Here is a 23,482-nt window from a genome sequence, read left to right as displayed (position 1 = left end):
TAGAGGGAGGTAAGATCTAATGATGATCGCAATCGAAGCAAAGCGGTCAGGCGCTGCTGTTAGAACGGCAGTGCGCCTGATGATCGCCGCACTGATGCTGACTGCCTTAAGCGGATGCATGTACCCGAAAAGCCAGCTTAAACAAAATCAGGCTGCTCCAAAAGAAGCGGTGCGAAACGTCCAGGCGGCTATTGATCAATTCCAGTCGGAGACCGGCATTCTGCCGATCAAGAACAGCACGACGGAAACGCCTGTGTACGAGAAATTTCTTATCGATTTCACGCAGATGCAAAATAAAGGCTATTTGAGTGAAATTCCTTCAGCCGCTTTCGAGAAGGGCGGCAATTATTATTTCATCGTCATTAACGAAGAGACGAAGCCGGCCGTTAAGCTGATGAACCTTGTGCTATTCCAACAGCTTACTGATATTCAAAACGCGGTAGATGAATATGCGGACGCGCATGGCGGCGAGCTTCCAAAAACGGACGAAGCCTATCCGGGTTACAATTATATCGACTATGACGCATTGAAACGGAAAACGCCGGAGCTGCTAAGCGATTATTCCGGACAGACGCTTGCTGCGATGCTGGACGAGCAAGGCAAGGTGTATGCCGATTATGGTCCGGATCTGATGCAAGCCGTGCAAAAAAGCGGCAGCGAGCCCGGCGCAGACTCCGATCTACGAACGCTTCTAGCCGATTCAGATTTATTTGTGCCGGTGAAGGCGCCGGTCTATCATTGGAAAGCTGGCGAACCGGTTGCCGTCGCCCGATAGTATCAACCTTCTATAATCCTCATTGACATGCTAGTAGAGCTGTCGATGAGGATTTTTTGGTATAGAAAACGTTACATCCTCATATATCTCAATCTTGGAAGGGCAAGAACGTGACCCGATCAAGCGTAAACGGCTAAAGCTAATCTATGGCGGCATTAGCAATCGTTTTGCGTTTTTAAAAAGTGTCACACACAATTCTTGTCATAATCGGAGAGAATGGACAATATGCTATTACTAGTCCAAAAAGCTGTACGAGTTGCGTCGCTGGCCTGCCCTCTTGTCCGGTGGAAGGCGGCGAACCGGGAATTCAATTGGGAGGGGATATTCAGTGGAGAAAGTGGACATTTTCAAGGACATAGCCGAACGTACCGGCGGGGATATTTACCTCGGAGTAGTCGGGGCGGTCCGAACAGGCAAATCAACGTTTATTAAACGGTTTATGGAGACCGTCGTGCTTCCGAATATTTCGAGCGAAGCTGAAAGAGTCAGAGCCGTTGACGAACTTCCTCAAAGCGCCGCGGGCAAAACGATCATGACAACCGAGCCTAAATTCGTACCGAATCAGGCTGTTCAGCTGAGAGTGAGCGAAGGGCTTGAAGTCAACGTACGTCTGGTAGATTGCGTGGGCTATGCTGTCGAAGGAGCAAAAGGCTATGAGGACGAGAACGGACCGCGAATGATTACGACTCCGTGGTTCGATGAACCGATTCCGTTCCAGGAAGCGGCTGAAATCGGCACGAGAAAAGTCATTCAGGAGCATTCCACGCTTGGCGTCGTCGTAACGACGGACGGCACAATCGCGGAAATTCCGCGCAGCTCTTATGTGCATGCGGAAGAGCGGGTCATCAGCGAGCTCAAGGAGGTCGGCAAGCCATTCGTCCTCATTATAAACTCGACGCGTCCGCGCAGCGAAGAAGCGCTGAATCTGCGAAGCGAGCTTCAGGCCAAATATGATATCCCGGTAATTACGCTCAGCGTGGCAACGATGGGTGAGGAGGAAGTCGTCTCCGTACTCCGCGAGGTGCTCTACGAGTTCCCGGTTCATGAAGTAAACGTGAATCTGCCAAGCTGGGTAATGGTATTGAACGAGCAGCACTGGCTGCGCAGCAATTATGAAAACTCCGTTCGCGATACGGTTAAAGATATTCGCCGTTTGAGGGATGTCGATCGCGTCGTGACGCAATTCATGGACTATGACTTTATCGCCAGAGCCGGCCTCAGCGGCATGAACATGGGGCAGGGCGTAGCGGAGATCGATCTGTACGCACCGGACGAATTGTACGATCGAATCTTAATGGAAGTTGTCGGCGTCGAGATTCGCGGCAAAGATCACTTGCTGCAATTAATGCAGGAGTTCTCCCATGCGAAGCGGGAATATGACCGATTCGCCGAAGCGCTTGAAATGGTTAAAGCGACAGGCTACGGCATTGCTGCTCCGACGCTTGCGGAAATGGCGCTCGATGAGCCGGAGCTTATCCGTCAAGGCTCGCGATTTGGCGTTAGGCTGAAAGCGACTGCGCCTTCCATCCATATGATCCGCGTCGATGTCGAATCCGAGTTTGCGCCGATTATCGGTTCAGAGAAGCAGACGGAAGAGCTTGTTCGTTATTTGATGCAAGACTTTGAAGCCGACCCAATCAAAATTTGGGAGTCTGATATTTTCGGCCGTTCGCTTCACTCGCTCGTACGCGAAGGCATCCAAGGCAAAATTGCGATGATGCCGGACAATGCGCGCTACAAGCTTCAAGAAACGCTAGGCCGAATTATTAATGAAGGCTCTGGCGGCCTGATTGCCATTATCCTTTAAACAAAAACTGCCCGTATGGCCAAATTGGCCGCGGGCAGTTTTTTTGCTTTTAGCGCGAAATTTCTGCAGCGAATCTTCATATTTCATTGAATTGGTGGTTGAATATTTGGCAAGAACGGCATTATAATGACAAGTGCCGCTATAAATCATTCTTTTTCGATACAATTCGACAAGTTTAGTCCATAAGTACATAAATTCCGATTGACATACTATGTTATGGTGGTATGATAATAGCATTGGAAGAGATACGATTTCGATCGAAGAATGAAGGGAAGAGATGAAATGAAGAAAAAAGGTTTATTTACGCTTCTTTTAGCAGCAATGCTGCTCGTGTTGGCAGCTTGCGGCGCCAATAAAAACGGAAATACAGAGCCGGCAGCTTCTGCTGAGCCTTCGGCTTCTGCTCCGGCGGCTAGCAACGACGCAGCGTCTTTGAAAGGAAAAAAAGTCGCGCTCGTTATGCAATTCAATCAAGGCACTTTCTCCGCGCAATATGTGGAGGGCGTGAAAGAGCAGGTTGGCAAATTCGGCGGCGAGGTTCAAGTATTCGCATCCGACAACGATCTCGGCAAAATGGCTTCGAACCTTGATGCGGCAATCAACCAAGGGTTTGACGGCATTCTGATCGACCACGGCCAAGCTGCGGCACTGGAAGCGGGCATTAAAAAAGCGGTTGAAAAAGGCATTTCTGTCGTTGTGTTTGATGCAGACGTAAAAGTAGAAGGCGTACCTGTTCTGCAGCAAGATGACCAAAAAATGGCTGAAATGACGCTTGAGCAGCTTGCAAAAGACGCTGGCGGCAAAGGCCAAATCGTAAAAGTATGGGTAGCTGGCTTTGCTCCAATGGAACGCCGCCAAGTGGCTTACAAAGCGTTCCAAGAGAAATATCCAGAAATTAAAGAAATCGGCGCGTTCGGGAATGCGAACAACCCGGCAATCGATACACAAGCGCAAATGGAAGCCATTCTGAAGCAATATCCGAACAAAGGCGACATTACAGCGGTTTGGGCTGCATGGGATGAGTTCGCGAAAGGCGCAGCGCGCGCGATTCAACAAGCAGGCCGTACAGAAATTAAAGTCTACGGCATCGATATGAGCGACGAAGATTTGCAAATGATTCAAGATAAGAACAGCCCTTGGGTCGCTTCCGCAGCGGTTGATCCGAAAGATATCGGACGCATTCAAGTGCGCACGCTGTACAAAGAATTTAAAGGCGAAGAGAATGAAGCGACAATCGTATTGAATCCGGTATATGTACACCGCGATGCTCTGCCTGAAGAAAAAGTAAATACAACGCAACTGTCGCAATATGTCGAAGGTTGGGGCAGCAGCGAGCAAGGCTATGAAGATTGGATGAAAGAGCTGGAAGGCACGAAGTAATTCGGTCAAACGGAACGCTGGAGAGGTGTAGGCAGATGAGTATACCTAAACAATTGCAAATGAAGGGGATCCGGAAATCGTTTTCCGGCGTCCCCGCTCTCCGCGGCGTCGATTTTACCGTGAGCGGCGGCGAGGTTCATGCGCTGCTCGGGGCAAATGGAGCCGGCAAGAGCACATTGATGAAAATATTGTCCGGAGCGTATACGCAGGAAGAAGGTTCTATCGTCATTGACGAAGCTCCTGCCCATATCGGTTCACCTGGGGATGCCAAGCGTTTGGGCATCCATTGTGTTTATCAGGAGGTTGATACCGCTCTGGTCGCAGAATTAAGCGTTGCGGAAAATGTAATGATGGACCGTATATCAGCGCAAGGCAGCGGAATGTGGGTCAATTGGGGCAAGCTGGAGAAAGAAGCGGAAGCGACGTTAGCCAAGCTTGGCGCAGCGATTCCGGTGCGCAAAAAGGCGGGCGAGCTCAGCTTAGCTGAGAAACAGCTCGTATTGATCGCTAGATTGCTGACCGAGCAAGCGAAATATGTGATTTTTGACGAACCGACCGCGCCGCTAAGCCTTGAAGAAGCGGAGCGGTTATTCCGTGTCATCGACCAGCTGAAAAAAGACGGCATCGGCATCGTGTTTATTACGCATCGTTTGCCTGAAGTGTTCCGGATATGCGATCGCATTACCGTTATGAGAGACGGAGAAGGCGTTATGACGGAACGGGCGGCTGACATTACCGCTCAGGATGTCGTCCATGCGATGCTTGGCCGCGTATTTGAAGAGGAGTATCCGAAAGCAGATGCGGCTATCGGTGAATCGTTGCTTCATGTGGAAGGCGTTTCTCGCGGACATCGCGTGCGCAATGTCAGCTTTGAGGCTCGAAGCGGAGAAATTGTTGCCATCGTAGGACTCGTCGGCGCAGGCAAGACGGAGCTGTCGCGATTGCTCTTCGGCGCCGATCAGGCCGATTCCGGCAGCATCACGGTGCAGGGCAAGCAAGTTCGCGTCTCCGATCCGGCGGATGCAATTAAGGGCGGCATTGCGCTCGTTCCGGAAGAACGGCGTACGCAAGGCATACTTGTAGACGAATCGGTTCAGCATAATCTCAGCCTGCCGCTGTTGAAGGTGTTTTCCCGTTTTGGATTCATTTCCGGCAAAAAAGAAAGCAATAACGCTCAGGCGGTTATCGGCAAGCTAGGCATTAAAACGTCATCGCCATTGCTTAAAACCGGTTTTCTGAGCGGCGGCAACCAGCAGAAAGTATCGATCGGCAAATGGCTGTCGACGGAAGCGGCTGTCTATTTGTTTGATGAACCGACCAAAGGGGTCGATATCGGCGCGAAAAGCGATATTTTCCGCATTATCGGCGGTTTGGCAGCGCAGGGCAAGGCCATCGTCTACCTGACCTGCGAATTTACGGAAGCGATCGGAATTGCCGACCGCATAATCGTCATGTGCGACGGCGAGCTGGTGAAGCAATTCGATCGCGGCGAGGCAACGCAGCAGCAGCTGCTGCTTTACGCAAGCGGCGGCGGCAAGGAGGAGCAGGCATAATGGATAAGGCTTTGCAGTTTATTTTTAAATACGGTTCACTTATCGTCATCGGTTTTGTCATTTTATTTTTCTCATTATGGGATGAGCATTTCTTCACTTATGCAAACATTGCAGATATATTGCGCTCCATTTCGATTGTAACTTTTGTAGCGATCGGCGTTACGTTCTCGTTGACCGTAGACGGCTTTGACTTGTCTGTCGGCTCGACGGTCTCGATCACGACGGTCGTTACGGCAGCTATGATGGTTTGGTATGAGCAGCCCGTATATTTGGTCATTATTGTCGCTTTATTGATTGGCGCCGCGGTTGGCTTGCTCAACTCGCTGTTGATCGTTAAAATCCGCATCCCGGATTTGCTTGCGACTCTAGCAGTCATGTATATCGTCGCAGGTATTCACAAGACGTATACAAAAGGCTATTCGATCTATAACAACATGCCGATGCCGGACGGTTCCACGGCTCCTGGCGTATTCAGTGAATCGTTTCTGTGGCTCGGACAAGGCAAGCTGTTTGGCGTGCCGGTACCGGTTATTTTAATGATTGTAGCGGTAGCGGCCGTACACCTGTTCTTCAAATATACGAAGTGGGGACGGCAAATGCACACGGTAGGCGGCAATGAAGAAGCAGCGCGCCTGTCGGGCATTCGCGTCCGCCGCATCCGTACAGCTGCTTACATTGCGTCGGGCGTATTCGCGGCAATTGGCGGCATCTTGTTCGCAGCCCGGGTGGGTACAGGGCAAATTGACGCCGGCGCGCCGATGATGATGGAAGCGGTGGCGGCCGTATTTGTCGGATACTCCGTCTTCGGCGCAGGCAAACCGAACGTCATCGGCACCTTTTTCGGCGCCATTCTGATCGGGGTTCTGCTCAACGGCATGACGATGATGAAGGTGCAATATTATGCGAATGACATCATTAAAGGCACCGTGCTTGTCCTGGCGCTTGCCGTCACGTTCGTTCATCTATCCAGACGCCGAAACAGATAGCTAAAGCAATAATGAAAACATCTGAAACCGAGTCAACTACTTGAAATTGCGAAACGGCTGTATTACTATAAGTTTGTTCTAGAAGGTATATTTTTGAAGTAAACGGTTAATAAGAGGGATAAGATGACTCTTCATTGTCTTTAGGGGAGGTGATACAATGAATAAAACTGATTTGATCGCCAAAGTAGCTGAGCTGTCCGATCTGTCGAAGAAGGATGCTACGAAGGCAGTTGATGCTGTATTCGATGCGATTTCCGACGCGCTTCAAAACGGAGATAAAGTGCAACTGGTAGGATTCGGGAACTTCGAAGTTCGCGAGCGCCAAGCACGCAAAGGCCGTAACCCGCAAACCGGCGAAGAGATTGATATCGCAGCCAGCAAAATGCCTGCATTCAAACCGGGTAAATCTCTTAAAGATCTTGTTTCCAATTAAGCATAAACGAATGTCTAGAAAGCGTCCGGGCTTAGCCGCCCAGGCGCTTTTTGCATTTAGAGACGTCCGGCGCTTTTCCTTTACAAGCGATGCGCGCCCTCTTATAATAAAAATTGCTATTTGAAAGTTTACTGCGCAAAGCAGAGCTTATGTTTCGAAGTGAGTTTTGCTTCGCAAAATTTAAGCTTATGCTTTCGAAGTGAGTTTTGCTTCGCAAAACTTAAGCTTATGCTTTCGAAGTGAGTTTTGCTTCGCAAAACTTTTAGGAGGGTCCAAGATGGAAGCGAACCATGAGGATTACATCGTTATTAAGGCCAAAGACCACGGCGTTCAAGTGATCGGCTTGACGCGCGGACAGGATACAAAGTTCCATCATACCGAGAAGTTGGACAAGAACGAAATTATGATTGCCCAGTTCACCAACCATACTTCCGCAATAAAAATTCGCGGAAAAGCGATTGTAATGACGAAATACGGTACGATGGAAACCGATCAATAAAGGCGAGTCGGCTCCCCTCTGCGGATAAGCGGAGAGGGAGCTTTTTCGTCGATTTCGTGTCATAGCCTGGCTTAATTGTTTGTACAATGGGGTATGAGGTTTATGCGGAACGTCCACACTTTGAATACGAAGCGGACGCATCCAGCACGGGAGGTTATCGGCGATGAAGATGAGAATCGCAAAACCGTATTTAACAGGGCTGCTCGCGGCTTTAGCGGTAACGCTCCTGCTGGCGTGGCTGCCGCATGCCAACCATTTTCAGCCTGGGGGCGAGGTTGCCGTTTTTCATCCGTCGCCGGCGACGCGATTAAGCAACAGCAATCTGGTCGATTCCATGGTCGGTCTTCAGCTTGCCAGTCCGCTTGCCAAAGTCGTTTGGAACCATGCGATATTGAGTGTCGATATAAAAGTAAGCGATAATCCCGGGCAGGCTCGCCAATGGCCCGACGATATGCGGAAGCTGTTTCAGCTGTCATTTGTTCAAATGGATAATGTCAATCGCGTCCTGATTCGATTTGTCGATGACTCGCAGGATCAAGCTAAGCTGCTGTTCGCGGTCGACGTCCGACGCGGCGACAGTTGGCTGGCTGGAGGCATCGAGGAGCTCGGCAAAGCCGACCCGCTGCATAACGAGATGTGGCGGCAGCGTCTTCGGATTAGCTTTACGTCGGCTTGGGAGGAACGGTTCGGCAGGGCGGACGGATATTCGGCCGTTCCGATGTCGGAAAGAGCGCAATAAAACGGCAAGCTTGCAATGCTCATTTTTCAAAGTTGTGCTATAATAGTTTAGATTATTTTTCTTATGAGCATATGTTCAAAAGGCTGGATGAAGCATTCTCCTAAATCCGGCTGCATTCAATATTCGATTCGAAGCTGAATCCGGTTTATGATATGCGTCGTGATCAAAGTGAATTTTTGAACTACCTCTTTTAAGCTTGGGAGGCTTACCCTGTGAAACAATACCGTATCCATGAGATCGCGAAGAAATATGTCGAGTACGACATGATAGAGGCCTATACGGAACTGCCGGCGTTTCCGGATTTGCGAGTGCGGCTTCTGCAAGCGGTTCTGGAGCAGCAGCGTCCGCAAGCCGTTCATAATGAACTCTATTCTTTGGTCGTTTCGCTAGTGCAGCTTGGCATGGACACGCATGATTTAATCGATGTCGAAATCGATAAAAGATCGGAGAGCGAAATGCGCTCGAGGCAGCTGAAAGTGCTCGGCGGCGACTATTTCAGCTCCCAGTTTTACCGGCTGCTGTCGCAGGCGGGTCAAATCGAAATGATTTCGGCCATCAGCGCCGCCGTTTGCGAAGTCAATCGCATGAAGATGAATTTATATTTGATGATGAACCGGCTAAAGCTAACGGCTGAAGAATATCTGAATGCGACAGTGCAGCTCAAAAGCGAGCTGTTTCGAGTTTTTAATGGCATGCTGAGAGGCGAGCTTTCCGCTTGTTGGCCGGAGCTGCTGGCGGGTATGAGCCGCTGCGAGGTTGCCTTGGACGAGCTGGCGCGCAGCGAATCGCCTGCCCGCTTTTATCAAAGCTGGGCTTATTGGCATGTCTTGCAGGAAGGGACGGAGGAAGAATGCAGCATGCTTAATGAGCGCAAAGCTGAGCCTGCTTTTATTAGCGGCCTCCTGCGCAAATACGATATAGAAGCGAAATTGACTGCAATCGCTAATGCTGCAGCGAATGAAGTGCGGATGGCGGCAGAAGGGCTTGCTTCGGACAAGCTCGCGCAGGAACTCCGCCAAATGACGGAGCTTTATGCCGGCAAGCCGGCTGGAGCGCTCCCGCGTTAAACGAGATCAGATAAGGGGACGAACAAGCAATGGAAGCAAACTCCAAACAGCATGTTCACGCCGTATTCGAGAGCATCGCTCCGAAATACGATTTGATGAACGATTTGCTGAGCTTTCGCAGGCACAAGGCGTGGCGGAAGTTTACGATGAAAAAAATGAACGTGCAGCCGGGCCAAACGGCGCTCGATATTTGCTGCGGCACTTGCGACTGGACGATCGCTCTGGCAAAGGCGAGCGGAACCGGCGCGATTACCGGATTGGATTTCAGTCAGAACATGCTTGATATCGGCATGGATAAAATTAAAGGCGAGAAGCTGGACAATCAAATTAAGCTGGTGCAAGGCAATGCGATGGAGCTGCCCTTCGAGGACAATTCATTTGACTATGTTACGATCGGATTCGGACTGCGTAATGTGCCGAACTATTTGCAGGTGCTGAAAGAAATGGAACGTGTCGTCAAACCGGGCGGCAGCGTCGTTTGCCTGGAGCTTTCGAAACCGGGCTGGCAGCCTTTTAAAGCGGTATACTACTTGTACTTCGAACAGATTTTACCGCTCCTTGGCAAGCTGGTAGCGAAGCGGTTCCAAGAATATAAATGGCTGCCTGATTCGTTAAAGCAATTTCTTGATATGAAGCAATTAAGTGAGCTGTTCCGCAAAGCCGAGCTTAAGCAGGTCAGCGCATATCCGCTGTTCGGCGGCGTTGCCGCACTGCACATCGGCAAAAAGGAGAAGAAGCAGCAATGATTCGCAAATTACGCATTATTCTAGAAATGATTAAGTTTGAGCATACTGTATTTGCTTTGCCTTTCGCCTTCATGGGAGCTATTCTCGGCTCGGTCGTCATGAACGGCGAATTTCCGTCCTGGGCGCAGATCGGCTGGATTACGCTGGCGATGTTCGGCGCGAGGAGCGCTGCGATGTGTCTGAATCGTTTAATCGACAAAGCGATTGATTTGCGCAATCCGCGAACCGCAAGCCGCGCGCTTCCCGCGGGCTTGCTGAAGTCTGCAGAGGTGCTCCTCTTTACGATTGTATCGTTCGTATTGTTGTTTGTCGCCGCTTCGCAGCTTGCGCCAATCGCGATGAAGCTCATGCCAATCGCTGTCGTTATGCTTGTCCTTTATTCTTATACGAAAAGATTCACTTGGCTGTGCCATGTTTTTCTCGGCCTTACGATCGGCTTGTCGCCGCTGGGCGGCTGGGTAGCCGTAACCGGGCAATTTGACGCGCCGGCCTGGCTGCTTTATATTACGGTATCGCTATGGATCGCAGGCTTTGATATTGTATATGCGACGCAAGACTTCGAGTATGATCGCGGAGCTGGATTGCATTCGATTCCTGCGCGCTTTGGCATTTCGGGCGCGCTCTGGATCGCACGCTCTTTTCACATCGTTACAGCTGTCGGCTTTATCGGACTGTTCTGGCTGACGGATTTAAGCTGGGGCTATTTGGCGGGCACAATCTTGTCCATCGCCATGTTGTTCTATCAGCACTGGCTCGTTCGTCCGAATGATTTGTCCCGCGTTCAAATTGCCTTTTTCGGCATGAACGGAACGCTCAGCGTTGTGCTCTTCGCATTTACGATTGCAGATTTGGCGGTGCTGCATCAATGGTAGAGACGGCAGCTGCGAAAAAAAGACGCTGGGTTGTCGGAATTACCGGCGCCAGCGGATCGATTTACGGCATCCGGCTTATCGAGGAGCTTATTCGCGCATCATTCACCGTGCATCTCGTTATTACGGAAGCCGGCTGGCGGGTGCTTAAGGAAGAGCTTGGCTGGGAGACATCCCGCAGGCAAGCGGCGCTTGAACAAGCTTTCGGCCGTCAGTTGTCCGATGGCAAGCTTGTCTTCCATCCAAATGCGGATATCGGAGCTTCGATCGCAAGCGGTTCTTTTTTGGCGGAAGGCATGGCTATCGTACCTTGCTCGATGGGATCATTGGCATCGCTTGCGCACGGCATTTCCGACGATTTGCTGACACGGGCAGCCGATGTCATGCTTAAGGAAGGCCGCAAGCTTCTTCTCGTTCCAAGGGAAACGCCGCTGCATGCGATTCATCTTGAAAATATGTTAAAGCTGTCGCGGCTAGGCGTCCGGATGATTCCGGCGATGCCGGCCTTTTATTATAAGCCGCAATCGATGGACGAAATGGTCGATTTTCTAGTAGGCAAAGTGTTGGACAACATGAATGTTGAACACAGCCTCTATCGAAGATGGGGAGATGAGCAGCATGAGCAGCATGAGCATTAACGAATCGCTCACTGTCGGTCGTATCGATTATGCGAACGCTTGGCCTTTATTTCATCATTTGTCGCTGCCGAACAACGGTCCTTCGATTGAAATTGTTTCACGGGTGCCGGCTGTGCTTAACCGGATGCTGCAAGAGGGTGAGATTGGCGTATCCGCCATTTCTTCTTTTGCTTACGGCTTGCATTACGACGATTATTTATTGCTGCCGCAGCTTTCGGTCGGCTCAGAGGGCGATGTTAATTCGATATTGCTTTTCTTGAAAGAGCCGATAGATAAAGTAAAGCCGGAACGAATTGCGGTTACGACAGCTTCGGCAACTTCGGTCAATTTATTGAAAATCATTATGTCAAACTATTATGGCATTCATCCTCAGTATGAATCAGCGGAACCGGACTTGGACCGCATGCTGGAACAGGCGGACGGGGCGTTGTTAATTGGAGATCCGGCTATTCATGCATCTTGGCGCGAGAACACGGGGCTGCACGTCATTGATTTGGGCGGTTTATGGAATCGATGGACCGGCCTTGCGATGACTTATGCAGTCGTAGCTGTCCGCAAAGAAGCGGCAGAGGCTGCGCCGCAGGCGCTTCGTCTGCTGTATGACGCAATGCTGGCGAGCAAGGAGCAGAGCACAAGCGATTTGCAGCCGCTGATCCGTAAAGCTTGCGATGTGCTGGGAGGCGATGAAGCCTATTGGCGGAACTATTTTACGAGCCTTCAATTCGACTTCGGTCCGAAGCAGCAGGAAGGTTTGGCCTTATATTTTAAATATGCGAATGAGCTGGGACTTTTGGATCGCGAAGTGGATATCCGGTTCATGCCGAACAGGTGAACGAATGAAACTACTAGACATTTTTTCCAAACTAAAAGGGGATATTAACCAAATTGAACGCGAGCTTGAGAAAAGCGTAACGTTTGACGACGGGCTGCTTAGCGAAGCCTCGCTTCACTTGCTCAAAGCTGGCGGCAAACGGCTGCGTCCGGTTTTCGTGTTGCTCGCAGGCAAGTTTGGCCACTATAACCTTGATGTGCTCCAAAAAATAGCGGTTCCGCTCGAACTGATTCATATGTCTTCACTTGTGCATGACGACGTCATCGACGACGCAACTACTCGCCGCGGCCAATTGACCGTTAAGTCGAAATGGGATAACCGCGTCGCGATGTATACGGGAGACTATATATTCGGTAAGGCGTTAACGATCGCAACCGAGCTGAACAATCCGTTTATCCATCAAATGCTATCGAAGTCGCTTGTGCAGATGAGCATCGGCGAGATGGAGCAAATCCGCGATTTTTTCAATACGGAGCAAACGATTCGTAATTATTTGCTGCGCATTCGGCGCAAGACCGCGCTGTTGATTGCGATCAGCTGCCAGCTTGGCGCCGCCGCGGCCGATGCGGATCGGCAAACGGTCAATCGGCTGTACAGTTACGGTTATAATATCGGAATGAATTTTCAAATCCGCGACGATCTGCTTGACTTGTTTGGAACGGAGAAGCAGATCGGCAAGCCGCCAGGTTCAGATATAAGGCAAGGGAACATAACGTTGCCTGTAATATTGGCGCTGCGTGACGAGAAAGTGCGCGGTCCGCTGCTGGAGGAGATTTCCCGAATTAAACAATCGAACGGATCGGCGGATACGGCTCCCGCAATTAAGCTCATTAGAGAAAGCAGCGGAATCGGGCTCGCCGATCAGCTCGCGAACCGTTATCTTGAAAAAGCGCTGCATGCATTAGAGGGATTGCCGGCTATCGGGGCGAAAAAGAATTTAATCGATATCGCTCATTTTGTCGGGAAGCGCAACTATTAAACCATACAGAGAGGATTGGATAATGATGGAAAGAACTTTTCTGATGATAAAACCGGATGGCGTACAACGCGGACTGATCGGCGAAATCGTAGGTCGGTTCGAGCGCAAAGGCTTGAAGCTTGCGGCTGCGAAGTTTATGCAGGTCGACCGCGAGCTCGCAGCTAAGCATTACGCTGAGCATGAAGGAAAACCGTTCTACCCGCCGCTGATCGATTTCATCACGGCAGGTCCGGTATTTGCGATGGTTTGGGAAGGCGATAACGTAATTGCGCTGACTAGAGCGTTGATCGGCAAAACGAACTCCGTTGACGCCGCGCCAGGAACGATTCGTTCCGATTTTGCAGTACATACGAATTTTAATTTGATCCACGGTTCCGATTCTCCGGAAAGCGCTGCGCGCGAGATCGGCAATTTCTTTGCGGCAAGCGAGCTTGTCAGCTACGAGCATACGATTCAAAAATGGATTTAGCTTTCTCTCGTTAGCAATACGATCATTGGCACCGCGCATCCAGGGAGGGAGACGCCGCAATGACAGAGGACCGCGATTTTAGCTTGTTCATTCAACGGATGAAGGAAAAGACCCATATCGATTTGAGCCAATATAAAGAGGCGCAGATGAAACGCCGTTTGACCACGCTCCGTTTGAAGCATGGCTATGAAAGCTTTGAACTGTATTGGGAAGCAATTGAGAAAAACCGTGCGTTATTGAACGAATTTCTTGATCGGATGACGATTAATGTATCCGAATTTTGGCGCAATCCGAATCGGTGGGAAGTGCTGCAGAACCGTTTTTTGCCTGAAATGCTGAAGGGCGGCGGCCGAATTAAAATTTGGAGCGCCGCTTGCTCGACAGGCGAGGAGCCGTATACGCTGGCGATGATATTAGAGGAGATGTCGGCCTCGAACCGCGCTTCAGTTCTGGCTACCGATTTGGATGCAATTGTGCTGGAAAAGGCGAAAGAGGGCATCTATCTGGAGCGTTCGCTCCGTGACGTTCCTAAGCCGCTGCAGAGCAAATATTTCAAGCCGGAAGACGGCGCGTTCGCGGTGTCCGACAGTTTGAAGAAGCATATCGATTTTAAACAGCAAAATTTGCTGCACGATTCGTTTGACTCCGGCTTTGATCTAATCGTCTGCCGCAACGTCATGATTTATTTTACCGAAGAGGCCAAACATTTGCTGTATCATAAATTCGCGCAAGCGCTTCGCCCGGGGGGCTTGCTGTTCGTTGGCAGCACGGAGCAAATTTTTTCGCCAGGGCAATACGGCTTCGAAACGGCGGATACGTTCTTTTACCGAAGAATACAGTCTTAATCCTGATCGGAATGTATACCGTTTTCCATCTCCTCCTATACTACAAGTATAAGCGACACTGCAGGGAACGGGAGGATAGGAATGGATAAACGGAAAGTGATCAATGCTTACCGCAGCGGCATCATTTCGATACAGGAATGCGCCCAGATTATCGGTCTGGACAGCCGTCAGCTGTCGGGGCTGATCAATGACGTGCAAATGCCGGCCGAAGATGTAACAGGCAGACGCGGCAGAGCGGTTACAAGCATTACAAGCTGAAACGACAGCTGCGTTCGAATAGCGGGCTGCCTTGCCGGAATACGGCGGGGCAGCTCTTTTTTTATTGTGCTGCCGCAGGCGGCAAGGCTATTGCGATGATTGTCAAACCGACATGGCTGTACTATAATGAGCAAAGATGTTGAGGCTTTTGACGAGCTATGGGAGAGGTAAATTATGAGAGAATTAAAGGTTGATCTAGGCGAACGCTCTTATCCGATCTATATTGGCGAAGGTCTTCTGCAGGAGGCCTCCTCCTATTTTTTGAAGCATGGAACAAGCGTTAGATCGCCGCTTATGATTGTGACCGACGAATATGTCGCGGGCCATCATTTGCAGGCGCTGGAGAACAGCCTGAAGGCTGGAGGCTTCCAGGTCGCATCGGCGGTCGTTCCGTCGGGCGAAAGTTCGAAATCGCTTTCGATGCTGGAGGAGCTCGTTACGAAAGCGCTCGAGGCGGGACTTGACCGCAAATCGACGATCGTAGCCCTCGGCGGCGGAGTTGTCGGCGATTTGGCTGGATTCGTAGCTGCATCTTATATGCGGGGAATTAAGTTCGTGCAAGTGCCGACGACAATTCTGGCGCATGACAGCAGCGTTGGCGGCAAAGTGGCGGTTAACCATCCGCTTGCCAAAAACATTATCGGAGCCTTTTATCAGCCGGAGTTCGTGCTCTACGATTTGAATACGCTCCAAACGCTGCCGCCAAGAGATGTATCTGCCGGCCTTTCGGAAGTCGTTAAACACGGTCTGATTTGGGATTCGGAATTCACGGACTGGTGCGACGCCAACGCGGATAAGCTGCTAGCGCTCGAGCCGGACGCGCTTGGTTATGCCTTGTACAAAGGAAGCAGCGTGAAAGCGGCAGTCGTTTCGCAAGACGAACGGGAGAATGATCTGCGTGCGATTCTGAACCTGGGCCACACGATCGGCCATGCGTTGGAAGCAGTAGCCGGATATGGCGAGATGCTTCACGGCGAAGCGATCTCCATCGGCATGATTGGTTCGGCTAAGCTCGGCCTTCGTTACGGTGCGCCGGAAGAAGTGTACACGACGACGAAGCAAGTGCTGGCGAAATGCGGCCTGCCGGTGAAATTGCCGGAGCATTTCGACGTCGACGCGATTATGAAAGCGATGATGCACGATAAGAAATTTATGGAAAACACAATGACCTTTATTGTGCCGACAGCGATTGGCAAGGTCGAAATTAAGAAAGACGTTCCAGCAGCATGGGTGCGGGAAATTGTCGAGCAATTGAAACTGGAGGCGTAACAGATGAGTGTCAGAGGCATACGAGGCGCGATTACAGTCGACGTCAATGAACCGCAGCCGATTTTGAAAGCAACGATCGAACTGCTGAACAGCATTGTAAAGGAAAATGAGATCGTTCCTGAGGATATTTGCAGCGTGATGATTACGGTAACGGGCGATTTGGACGCAACGTTTCCGGCTAGCGCAATTCGCCAAATGGGCGGTTGGGAGCTGGTGCCGTTAATGTGCGCGCTGGAAGTTCCGGTGAAAGGCAGCCTGGAACGTTGCATCCGTTTTATGCTGCACGTCAATACCGGGAAGACGCAAGCTGAGATTAATCATGTCTATTTGGGCGGCGCCCAAGTGCTGCGTCCGGATTTATCCAAAACTTAAGTTGACGCTTTGACGTCAGCTATTGTATAGTGGATACAGTTTAGTAAATCAGAGAGCAGTCACCTAGCAGCAGATAGAACAGATCGAGTAGTAGAGAGCCAGATTAGCGCAAGACAGTGAGCGAGCAGGTTTTTAGTTGAGCAGAGATGAGCAGAGAAGAGACGAGTACAGCCGAGATGAGATTAGCCTAATGTGCGCGCAGCATTTATTTGTGTACGACCTTACGTAACGGTCGCCTGCGTACTTAGCTATATTTTATTTGCTGAATCGTTACTGTTGTTCATTTAAATTCAACAAGCCCCTGCGATCGCAGGGGCTTTTCTTATTGCCCCAACCACCCCATCCCACAACGAAAAAAGGCGAAGCTTTTAACGGGTTAAGGGACGCTTGAGCGGAGCGGGCGAAATGATTCTGGAGAAGCGCAGTTAATGCTTTCGAAGTAGCTTTCTTGCAGAAAGCTTATAAGCGTTCGTTTTTGTGTAAAGGTCGATTCGGGAATATCCGTCAAAGATAGAAGCCAGGCCTTGGAACAATACGATCGGAAGAACATTTCGCGCGTAAAGCGGCACAGCTGCCGAGCAAGTTAATGAGCGAGCATTTAGGAGGCCCATTATGAACAACGAACTTCAGCAAGTCCAAAAATTAGCCGGTCAATATAACCTGATTCCAATTGTGCGCCACATTATGGCGGATACCGAAACGCCAATCCGGCTGTTTCAGCATTTTGCGAAGGAGAAGCACGCGTTTCTGCTCGAGAGTGTCGAGGGGGGCGTGAAATGGGCTCGTTACTCGTTCATCGGCACCGATCCGTTCATGATGCTTTACGGTAAAAACGGCAAGATGGTGTTGGAGCAAAACGGCGTGACAACTGCGTTCGACGATAAGCCTATTGAGCTGCTTAAAGCGCATTTACGCTCGTTCCGCAGCCCGCATATCGAAGGCTTGCCTCCGTTTACGGGCGGGGCAATCGGATTTTTCGGCTATGATTTGCTGCAATATTACGAGAAGCTTCCTGCACATCGCGTTGACGATTTGCAAATGAACGATTTGCAATTTATGTTCTGCGACCAGGTCATCGTATTCGATCACTTCAAACAGCAGCTTCAAATTATCGGAAACGTTCATGTGCCGCAAGTCGCAACGGAATCCGCGGTTGAGAAGGCTTACCACGCGGCGATCGCAAAAATTGAAGCAACGATCGAACGTCTCCAGCAGCCGATTGCCGTTCCGGTAATGTCCGGCTCGACGGTGGCCGTTGACCCGGATCTGGGCGAGATTCAATCGAATGTCACGAAAGAGCAGTTTATTGCGAACGTCGAGAAATCGAAGGAGTATATTCGTTCCGGCGATATTTTCCAAGTGGTGCTTTCCCAGCGCTTCAGCATCGATACCGTTATCGATCCGCTGCATGTCTACCGGGTACTGCGCACAATGAATCCTTCGCCTTATATGTACTATTTGAAAATGGGCGACGAAGTTATTGTCGGCACATCGCCGGAAGCGCTCGTTAAAGTCGACGGCGACAAAGTGGAGACTCGTCCAATCGCCGGTACGCGGCCAAGAGGCAAGACGCCTGAACAAGATTTGGCGCTGGAGAAGGAATTGCTCGCTGACGAGAAGGAACGCGCAGAGCATCTGATGCTCGTCGACCTCGGGCGTAACGATATCGGACGCGTATCCGAGTTCGGATCGGTTCAATGCGATTCGTATATGGAAATCGAACGCTACTCGCATGTGATGCACATCGTATCGAATGTCTCCGGCAAGCTGCGCGAAGACAAAGACTTCTTCGATGCATTTTTATCCTGCTTGCCTGCCGGAACCGTGTCCGGCGCGCCTAAGCTGCGGGCGATGGAAATTATCGCTGAGCTGGAGAACGAAGCGCGCGGCGCGTACGCCGGCGCGATTGGCTACCTCGGCTTTGGCGGTTCGCTTGATACGTGCATCACGATTCGTACCATCATTTTCAAAAACGGCAAAGCCTACGTGCAAGCTGGAGCGGGCATCGTATGGGATTCGGTGCCGGAAAGCGAATATGAGGAAACCGTAAATAAAGCGAAGGCGAGCTTAAAAGCGATTCGCGTCGCAGAGCTCGTGTTCGGCAAAAAACGGATCGGCGAGCAAAGCGCTATTAATACCGATTATTATGTTCAAGCGGGAGAGGGGAAAGGGCAATGACTTTCATTACGGAACCTGTAACGATGCAAAGCGCGCTCCAGAAGCTCATCGGCGGGAGCGACCTGTCGCGAGCGGAAGCCCGCTCGGTCATGGAAATTATTATGAGCGGAGAGGCGACACCGGCGCAAATTGCTGGCGTCGCAACCGCTTTGCGGATGAAGGGCGAGACGAAAGATGAAATTACCGGATTTGCTGAAGTAATGCGCTCCCTCTCCAGCCATGTGCAGACGAAACAGGAAGGATTGCTCGACACTTGCGGTACCGGCGGTTCCGGCATTCATAAATTCAACATTTCAACTGCGTCCTCGATCATCGCTTCCGCTGCGGGAATTCGCGTTGCGAAACACGGCAATCGCGCGATGTCCGGCAAAGCCGGTAGCGCGGACGTGCTCGAAGCGCTTGGCGTTCAAATTACGCTAACGCCGGAGCAAGCGTCGGAATGCTTGAACCGGATTGGCATTTGCTTTATGTTCGCGCAGCTGTATCACCCGTCGCTGAAATATGCAGCGGCGCCTCGGCGAGAGCTTGGCGTACGGACGATTTTTAACATGCTTGGCCCTTTAACGAATCCGGCTGGAGCCGATCGCCAGCTTTTGGGCTTGTATGACCGCTCAAAAACAGATACGATTGCTTCAGTACTAGGCGATCTGGGCGTGAAGCGGGCTATGGTGGTAAGCAGCATCGACGGTCTGGATGAAATCAGCATTTCCGCGCCGACGAAAATTTCCGAGCTGCAAAACGGCGAGGTTCGCTCCTATGAGCTGTCGCCGGAGGATTTGGGATTAAAGCGTTATCCGATCAGCGAGGTAGTCGGCGGCGATCCGCAGACAAACGCTGCGCTGATTCGCGCGATATTCGCAGGCCAACAGCAGGGTGCCTATCGCGATATCGTCCTGGCGAACGCTGGAGCGTGCATTTATGTCGGCGGCTTGTCCGACACGCTGCAAGAGGGCGTAGCGATAGCAGCGGATACAATTGATTCGGGCAAAGCGGAGCAGCAGCTGAATGCGCTTATTCAAACGACGGGAGAGTTAGCACATGTTTCTTAATAAAATCGTAGCGACCAAGCGAGAAGAAGTAGCGGCTTTAGCCGAGCATTTTCAATTGGCGCAATATGAACAGCAAATTTCGGCGCTTGCGCCTTGCCGCGGCTTTGAGCGGGCTTTGAATGCAGGACGCAAGAGAGAGCTGGGTTTGATCGCCGAGGTGAAAAAGGCATCCCCGTCGAAAGGGCTTATCCGTCCGGATTTCCATCCGGCTGAGCTTGCCGCCGCCTACGAACGGGCAGGGGCGGACTGCATTTCGGTGCTGACGGACCGCGACTATTTTCAAGGTTCTAACGACTACTTGTCGCTCGTGCGCGACACGGTAAGTCTTCCTTTGCTGCGCAAAGATTTTATTATTGACTATAAGCAAGTCTATGAGGCTCGCGTAATCGGTGCGGATGCGATCCTTCTTATAGCTGCAATTTTGACGCCGCAGCAGCTTGGCGAGCTGTATGACACCGCTAAATCGCTGGGCATGGATGTGCTGGTTGAGGTGCATGACCGCCAAGAGCTGGAGCAGGTGCTGGAGCTCGATAAAGCGACGTTGATCGGCGTGAACAACCGCGACTTGAAATCATTCGTAACCGATTTGAAGACGACAGAGCAATTAATCGGACTTATGCCTAAGCATGTAACGGTTATTAGCGAGAGCGGCATTGCAGGCCGCGCGGATATGGACTATTTGCAGTCAGTCGGCGCGCAAGGCGTGCTCATTGGCGAGCACTTTATGCGTCAGTCGGATGCAGGCGATGCGGTCATTGATTTGATGGGGCCGGTGCCGATAAGATGAGCAACGGACCAAGAATCAAAATATGCGGCCTTAAAAATGCGGAGACGATTCTGTTAATGGATCGGCTGCCGGTTCACGAGATTGGCTACATGTTTGCCAAAAGCAAGCGCCAAGTCGAGCCGGAGGCAGCCGCTAAGCTTATTGAAGCTTCAAAAAGCGTTCGAATGGCAAATGATCAGCCGCCTCGGTCAGTTGGCGTATTCGTAAATCCTGAATTGGATACGCTCAAAACGGTTGTGGACATTGCTGGACTTGATGTCGTTCAGCTGCACGGTGAGGAGAGCGCAGTGTTCTGCCGGGATGTTAAGCAGCAGCTTTCGGTCGACGTCTGGAAGGTTTTCTCGATTGGCAAAGGGCAGGATGATCCGAAAGAAAGCGCGGAAGCAAGGCTTGCACCCTATAGATCCGCGGTTGACGCCGTGCTGATCGATACTGCAGGCGGCGGTACCGGCGTGACCTTCAATTGGGAACTTATTGCGGAATACCGCGCTGCTGCGGCTTCGATCGGCGTTCCGCTCTATGTAGCGGGCGGCTTGCATCCGGGCAACGTCGGAGAGCTTTTGGACGGATATATGCCGGACGGCATCGATGTATCGAGCGGCGTTGAAACGGATGGACACAAAGATATCGATAAAATAAAAGCGTTTGTAAGAAAGGTGATTGAGAGATGAACCGAGTACCTGACGAGAACGGGCGCTTCGGCAAATTCGGCGGACGTTATGTTCCCGAGACGCTGATGAACGCGCTGCATGAATTGGAAGAAGCGTACAACCGCTATTCCCAGGACGCTGAGTTTCAGCAGGAAGTGCATGATCTTCTTCATAAATATTCCGGCCGTCCGACTCCGCTTTATTATGCGGAGCGCTTAAGCAATCATTTGGGCGGCGCTAAAGTGTATTTGAAGCGCGAGGACTTGAACCATACGGGCGCTCATAAAATCAACAACACGATTGGCCAAGCCGTATTGGCAAAGCGTATGGGCAAAACAAAAGTAATCGCCGAGACAGGCGCTGGCCAGCATGGCGTAGCATCCGCTACCGTAGCTGCGCTGCTTGGGCTAGAGTGCAAAGTGTTCATGGGCGAAGAAGATATGAAACGGCAGCAGCTGAACGTATTCCGCATGCAGCTGCTTGGCGCTGAAGTCGTTCCGGTCACTTCCGGAACGAAAACGTTGAAGGATGCGTGCAACGAAACGCTTCGCTATTGGGTCAGCAATGTAGACGACACTTACTATATTCTCGGTTCCGCAACCGGACCGCATCCCTATCCAATGATGGTTCGCGACTTCCAGCGCATTATCGGCGACGAGTCCCGCGAGCAAATTGTTGAAGTTGAAGGACGTTTGCCTGATTACGTGGTAGCAGCGGTTGGCGGCGGCAGCAATGCCATCGGCATTTTCTATCCGTTCGTCGGCGACGGCTCCGTTAAACTCGTCGGCGACGGCTCCGTTAAACTCGTCGGCGTCGAAGCGGCGGGTCGCGGCGTAGACACGAACGAGCATGCGGCGACGATGACAAAAGGAAGCCACGGCGTTTTCCAAGGCTCGCTCAGCTACTTGCTTCAAGACGAATACGGGCAAGTGCAGCCTGCTCATTCCATCTCTGCAGGGCTTGACTACCCGGGCATCGGTCCGGAGCATGCGTATTTGAAAGATTCGGGACGCGCGGAATACTTCCCGATTACCGATGCGGAGGCGTTAGAAGCGCTGCAACTGCTCTCCCGTACGGAAGGCATTATTCCGGCGCTTGAATCGGCTCACGCGATTGCACAGACGATTAAGCTTGCGCCGACGCTGGATAAAGATGAAATCGTCGTAGTAAGCCTGTCTGGCCGCGGAGACAAAGACGTGGAAGCGATTATGGGTTATCTTGGAGGTGAGCAGCATGAATCTCATTGATCAAACTTTTGCTCGATTGAAAGAAGAGGGCAAAACAGCGCTCATTCCGTTTCTGACGACCGGTGATCCCGATGTAGAAACGACAATTGCGATCATTCAGCAATTGGAGAAGGCGGGCGCCGATCTGCTGGAGCTTGGCGTACCTTATTCCGATCCGCTTGCTGACGGTCCGGTCATTCAACGGGCTTCGGAGCGGGCGCTTGTAAACCGTATCTCAATCCGGGATTGTATCGATACGGCACAGAAAGCTCGCCAAAGCGGCGTGAAGCTGCCATTTATTTTGTTTACTTACTTTAATCCGGTATTGCAATTCGGACTCGAAGCTTTTATGGAGCTTGTGAAGGCAAAAGATATCAGCGGTCTGATCATCCCGGATTTGCCGATCGAGGAAGATGAAGAGGTTCGTACGCTGGCAGAAGCTCACGGTATCCATCTTATTCCGCTCGTCGCTCCGACTTCCAAGGATCGTATCGTCCGCATCTCCCGGAAAGCGCGCGGCTTTGTTTATTGCGTATCCTCGCTGGGCGTTACGGGCGTTCGCTCGGAATTCCACAGCGGCATTAATGATTTCCTGGCGACAGTCCGCCAAGCAACCGATTTGCCGATTGCAGTCGGCTTCGGCATTTCAAACCGCGAACAGGTGAAAAGATTCGAAGCGCAGTGCGACGGCGTCGTTGTCGGCAGCGCGATCGTTCGTAAAATCGAAGAGACGCTTCCGCTGCTTGCCGACGAGCAGCAGCGTGAAGAGGGCTTGCGGCAAATTGGCGAGTATGTAGCGAGTTTAAAAGGGTGACAAAAGGCTGACCCATAAGTAGATCCCGCTGGCTTGATGTGACAGCTTGCTTAACAAAATATCATATTTTTAGCAAAATGGCGGTGTCAGGATGGTTATCCCTGCACCGCGATTTCTGTCTTTTTCGTCTATTGCCGCTTTTTTGAGCAGATTATGGGCAAGCGAAAGCCAACCGACCTCTAGGCTTACTTTCGATAAGCCTAGAAGCAGAAAACGTCGGAATCCCCTTCGCTCTCCAAGTACGCGTAGTTTTCTTCGCCGC

General features: G+C 51.2%; 25 protein-coding genes. All 25 read left to right on the top strand.

Annotated features, from left to right (window positions below; translation table 11 throughout):
• The first annotated feature begins 19 nt into the window (after positions 1-19).
• The 25 genes from GOM71_RS06055 to trpA all read left to right on the top strand — a co-directional run bounded on the left by GOM71_RS06055 (position 20) and on the right by trpA (position 23,220).
• Positions 20-775 (top strand): hypothetical protein, encoded by a 756-nt coding sequence (locus GOM71_RS06055; RefSeq protein WP_156278860.1) that lies wholly within the window; start codon positions 20-22, stop codon positions 773-775.
• A gap of 328 nt (positions 776-1,103) precedes the next feature.
• Positions 1,104-2,582 (top strand): stage IV sporulation protein A, encoded by a 1,479-nt coding sequence (gene spoIVA / locus GOM71_RS06050; protein ID WP_367649482.1) that lies wholly within the window; start codon positions 1,104-1,106, stop codon positions 2,580-2,582.
• A gap of 282 nt (positions 2,583-2,864) precedes the next feature.
• The gene (locus GOM71_RS06045) at positions 2,865-3,962 is read left to right on the top strand and encodes a sugar ABC transporter substrate-binding protein (RefSeq protein WP_156278858.1); all 1,098 of its coding nucleotides are present in this window, start codon (positions 2,865-2,867) and stop codon (positions 3,960-3,962) included.
• A gap of 35 nt (positions 3,963-3,997) precedes the next feature.
• A complete protein-coding gene (locus GOM71_RS06040) occupies positions 3,998-5,515 on the top strand; it encodes a sugar ABC transporter ATP-binding protein (RefSeq protein WP_156278857.1) in 1,518 nt (505 codons plus the stop codon).
• Positions 5,515-6,501: an ABC transporter permease gene (locus tag GOM71_RS06035; RefSeq protein ID WP_156278856.1), complete on the top strand. Its 987-nt coding sequence runs from the start codon at positions 5,515-5,517 to the stop codon at positions 6,499-6,501. Before GOM71_RS06040 ends, GOM71_RS06035 begins: the two co-directional genes overlap by 1 nt.
• 157 nt (positions 6,502-6,658) lie before the next feature.
• Entirely contained in the window at positions 6,659-6,934 is a 276-nt protein-coding gene (locus GOM71_RS06030; protein ID WP_156278855.1) for an HU family DNA-binding protein, read from the top strand.
• 277 nt (positions 6,935-7,211) lie between these two features.
• Positions 7,212-7,433 carry a trp RNA-binding attenuation protein MtrB gene (gene mtrB / locus GOM71_RS06025; RefSeq protein ID WP_156278854.1) on the top strand — a complete coding sequence of 74 codons (222 nt, stop codon included), beginning with the start codon at positions 7,212-7,214 and terminating at the stop codon, positions 7,431-7,433.
• Between the two features lie 163 nt (positions 7,434-7,596).
• Positions 7,597-8,172, top strand: coding sequence for a hypothetical protein (locus tag GOM71_RS06020; protein WP_156278853.1), 576 nt, complete (start codon positions 7,597-7,599; stop codon positions 8,170-8,172).
• Between the two features lie 212 nt (positions 8,173-8,384).
• Positions 8,385-9,239, top strand: a complete 855-nt coding sequence (locus GOM71_RS06015; protein ID WP_367649481.1) for a heptaprenyl diphosphate synthase component 1 — start codon at positions 8,385-8,387, stop codon at positions 9,237-9,239.
• Positions 9,240-9,268: 29 nt separating this feature from the next.
• On the top strand, positions 9,269-9,985 hold the full coding sequence (locus GOM71_RS06010; protein ID WP_156278852.1) for a demethylmenaquinone methyltransferase: 717 nt from the start codon (positions 9,269-9,271) through the stop codon (positions 9,983-9,985).
• Positions 9,982-10,857 (top strand): UbiA-like polyprenyltransferase, encoded by an 876-nt coding sequence (locus GOM71_RS06005; RefSeq protein WP_156278851.1) that lies wholly within the window; start codon positions 9,982-9,984, stop codon positions 10,855-10,857. The genes GOM71_RS06010 and GOM71_RS06005 overlap by 4 nt, the downstream gene beginning before the upstream one ends.
• Positions 10,851-11,492, top strand: a complete 642-nt coding sequence (locus GOM71_RS06000; protein ID WP_156278850.1) for a UbiX family flavin prenyltransferase — start codon at positions 10,851-10,853, stop codon at positions 11,490-11,492. Before GOM71_RS06005 ends, GOM71_RS06000 begins: the two co-directional genes overlap by 7 nt.
• Positions 11,473-12,324, top strand: coding sequence for a menaquinone biosynthetic enzyme MqnA/MqnD family protein (locus tag GOM71_RS05995; protein WP_367649480.1), 852 nt, complete (start codon positions 11,473-11,475; stop codon positions 12,322-12,324). Before GOM71_RS06000 ends, GOM71_RS05995 begins: the two co-directional genes overlap by 20 nt.
• Before the next feature lie 4 nt (positions 12,325-12,328).
• Entirely contained in the window at positions 12,329-13,303 is a 975-nt protein-coding gene (locus GOM71_RS05990) for a polyprenyl synthetase family protein (RefSeq protein ID WP_156278849.1), read from the top strand.
• Positions 13,304-13,328: 25 nt separating this feature from the next.
• A complete protein-coding gene (gene ndk / locus GOM71_RS05985) occupies positions 13,329-13,772 on the top strand; it encodes a nucleoside-diphosphate kinase (protein WP_156278957.1) in 444 nt (147 codons plus the stop codon).
• Positions 13,773-13,831: 59 nt separating this feature from the next.
• Entirely contained in the window at positions 13,832-14,617 is a 786-nt protein-coding gene (locus GOM71_RS05980; RefSeq protein WP_156278848.1) for a CheR family methyltransferase, read from the top strand.
• 81 nt (positions 14,618-14,698) lie between these two features.
• A complete protein-coding gene (locus tag GOM71_RS23760; RefSeq protein WP_173275278.1) occupies positions 14,699-14,875 on the top strand; it encodes a hypothetical protein in 177 nt (58 codons plus the stop codon).
• Between the two features lie 174 nt (positions 14,876-15,049).
• On the top strand, positions 15,050-16,144 hold the full coding sequence (gene aroB / locus GOM71_RS05975) for a 3-dehydroquinate synthase (RefSeq protein WP_156278847.1): 1,095 nt from the start codon (positions 15,050-15,052) through the stop codon (positions 16,142-16,144).
• Positions 16,145-16,147: 3 nt separating this feature from the next.
• Complete coding sequence (gene aroH / locus GOM71_RS05970) at positions 16,148-16,516, top strand: chorismate mutase (RefSeq protein ID WP_156278846.1); 369 nt, start codon at positions 16,148-16,150, stop codon at positions 16,514-16,516.
• Positions 16,517-17,128: 612 nt separating this feature from the next.
• Positions 17,129-18,694 carry an anthranilate synthase component I gene (gene trpE, locus GOM71_RS05965; protein ID WP_156278845.1) on the top strand — a complete coding sequence of 522 codons (1,566 nt, stop codon included), beginning with the start codon at positions 17,129-17,131 and terminating at the stop codon, positions 18,692-18,694.
• Positions 18,691-19,743 (top strand): anthranilate phosphoribosyltransferase, encoded by a 1,053-nt coding sequence (gene trpD, locus GOM71_RS05960; RefSeq protein ID WP_156278844.1) that lies wholly within the window; start codon positions 18,691-18,693, stop codon positions 19,741-19,743. Before trpE ends, trpD begins: the two co-directional genes overlap by 4 nt.
• The gene (trpC, locus tag GOM71_RS05955; RefSeq protein ID WP_156278843.1) at positions 19,733-20,530 is read left to right on the top strand and encodes an indole-3-glycerol phosphate synthase TrpC; all 798 of its coding nucleotides are present in this window, start codon (positions 19,733-19,735) and stop codon (positions 20,528-20,530) included. The genes trpD and trpC overlap by 11 nt, the downstream gene beginning before the upstream one ends.
• Entirely contained in the window at positions 20,527-21,201 is a 675-nt protein-coding gene (locus tag GOM71_RS05950; RefSeq protein ID WP_156278842.1) for a phosphoribosylanthranilate isomerase, read from the top strand. The genes trpC and GOM71_RS05950 overlap by 4 nt, the downstream gene beginning before the upstream one ends.
• Positions 21,198-22,427, top strand: a complete 1,230-nt coding sequence (gene trpB / locus GOM71_RS05945; protein WP_156278841.1) for a tryptophan synthase subunit beta — start codon at positions 21,198-21,200, stop codon at positions 22,425-22,427. The genes GOM71_RS05950 and trpB overlap by 4 nt, the downstream gene beginning before the upstream one ends.
• A complete protein-coding gene (gene trpA, locus GOM71_RS05940; RefSeq protein WP_156278840.1) occupies positions 22,414-23,220 on the top strand; it encodes a tryptophan synthase subunit alpha in 807 nt (268 codons plus the stop codon). The genes trpB and trpA overlap by 14 nt, the downstream gene beginning before the upstream one ends.
• Positions 23,221-23,482 lie beyond the last annotated feature (262 nt).

Origin of the sequence: Paenibacillus sp. NEAU-GSW1 (assembly GCF_009737085.1) — a bacterium.
Taxonomy (GTDB): Bacteria; Bacillota; Bacilli; order Paenibacillales; family Paenibacillaceae; genus Pristimantibacillus.
The sequence above is the reverse complement of the archived record's forward strand: the minus strand, read 5'-3'. Positions and strand labels throughout refer to the sequence as shown.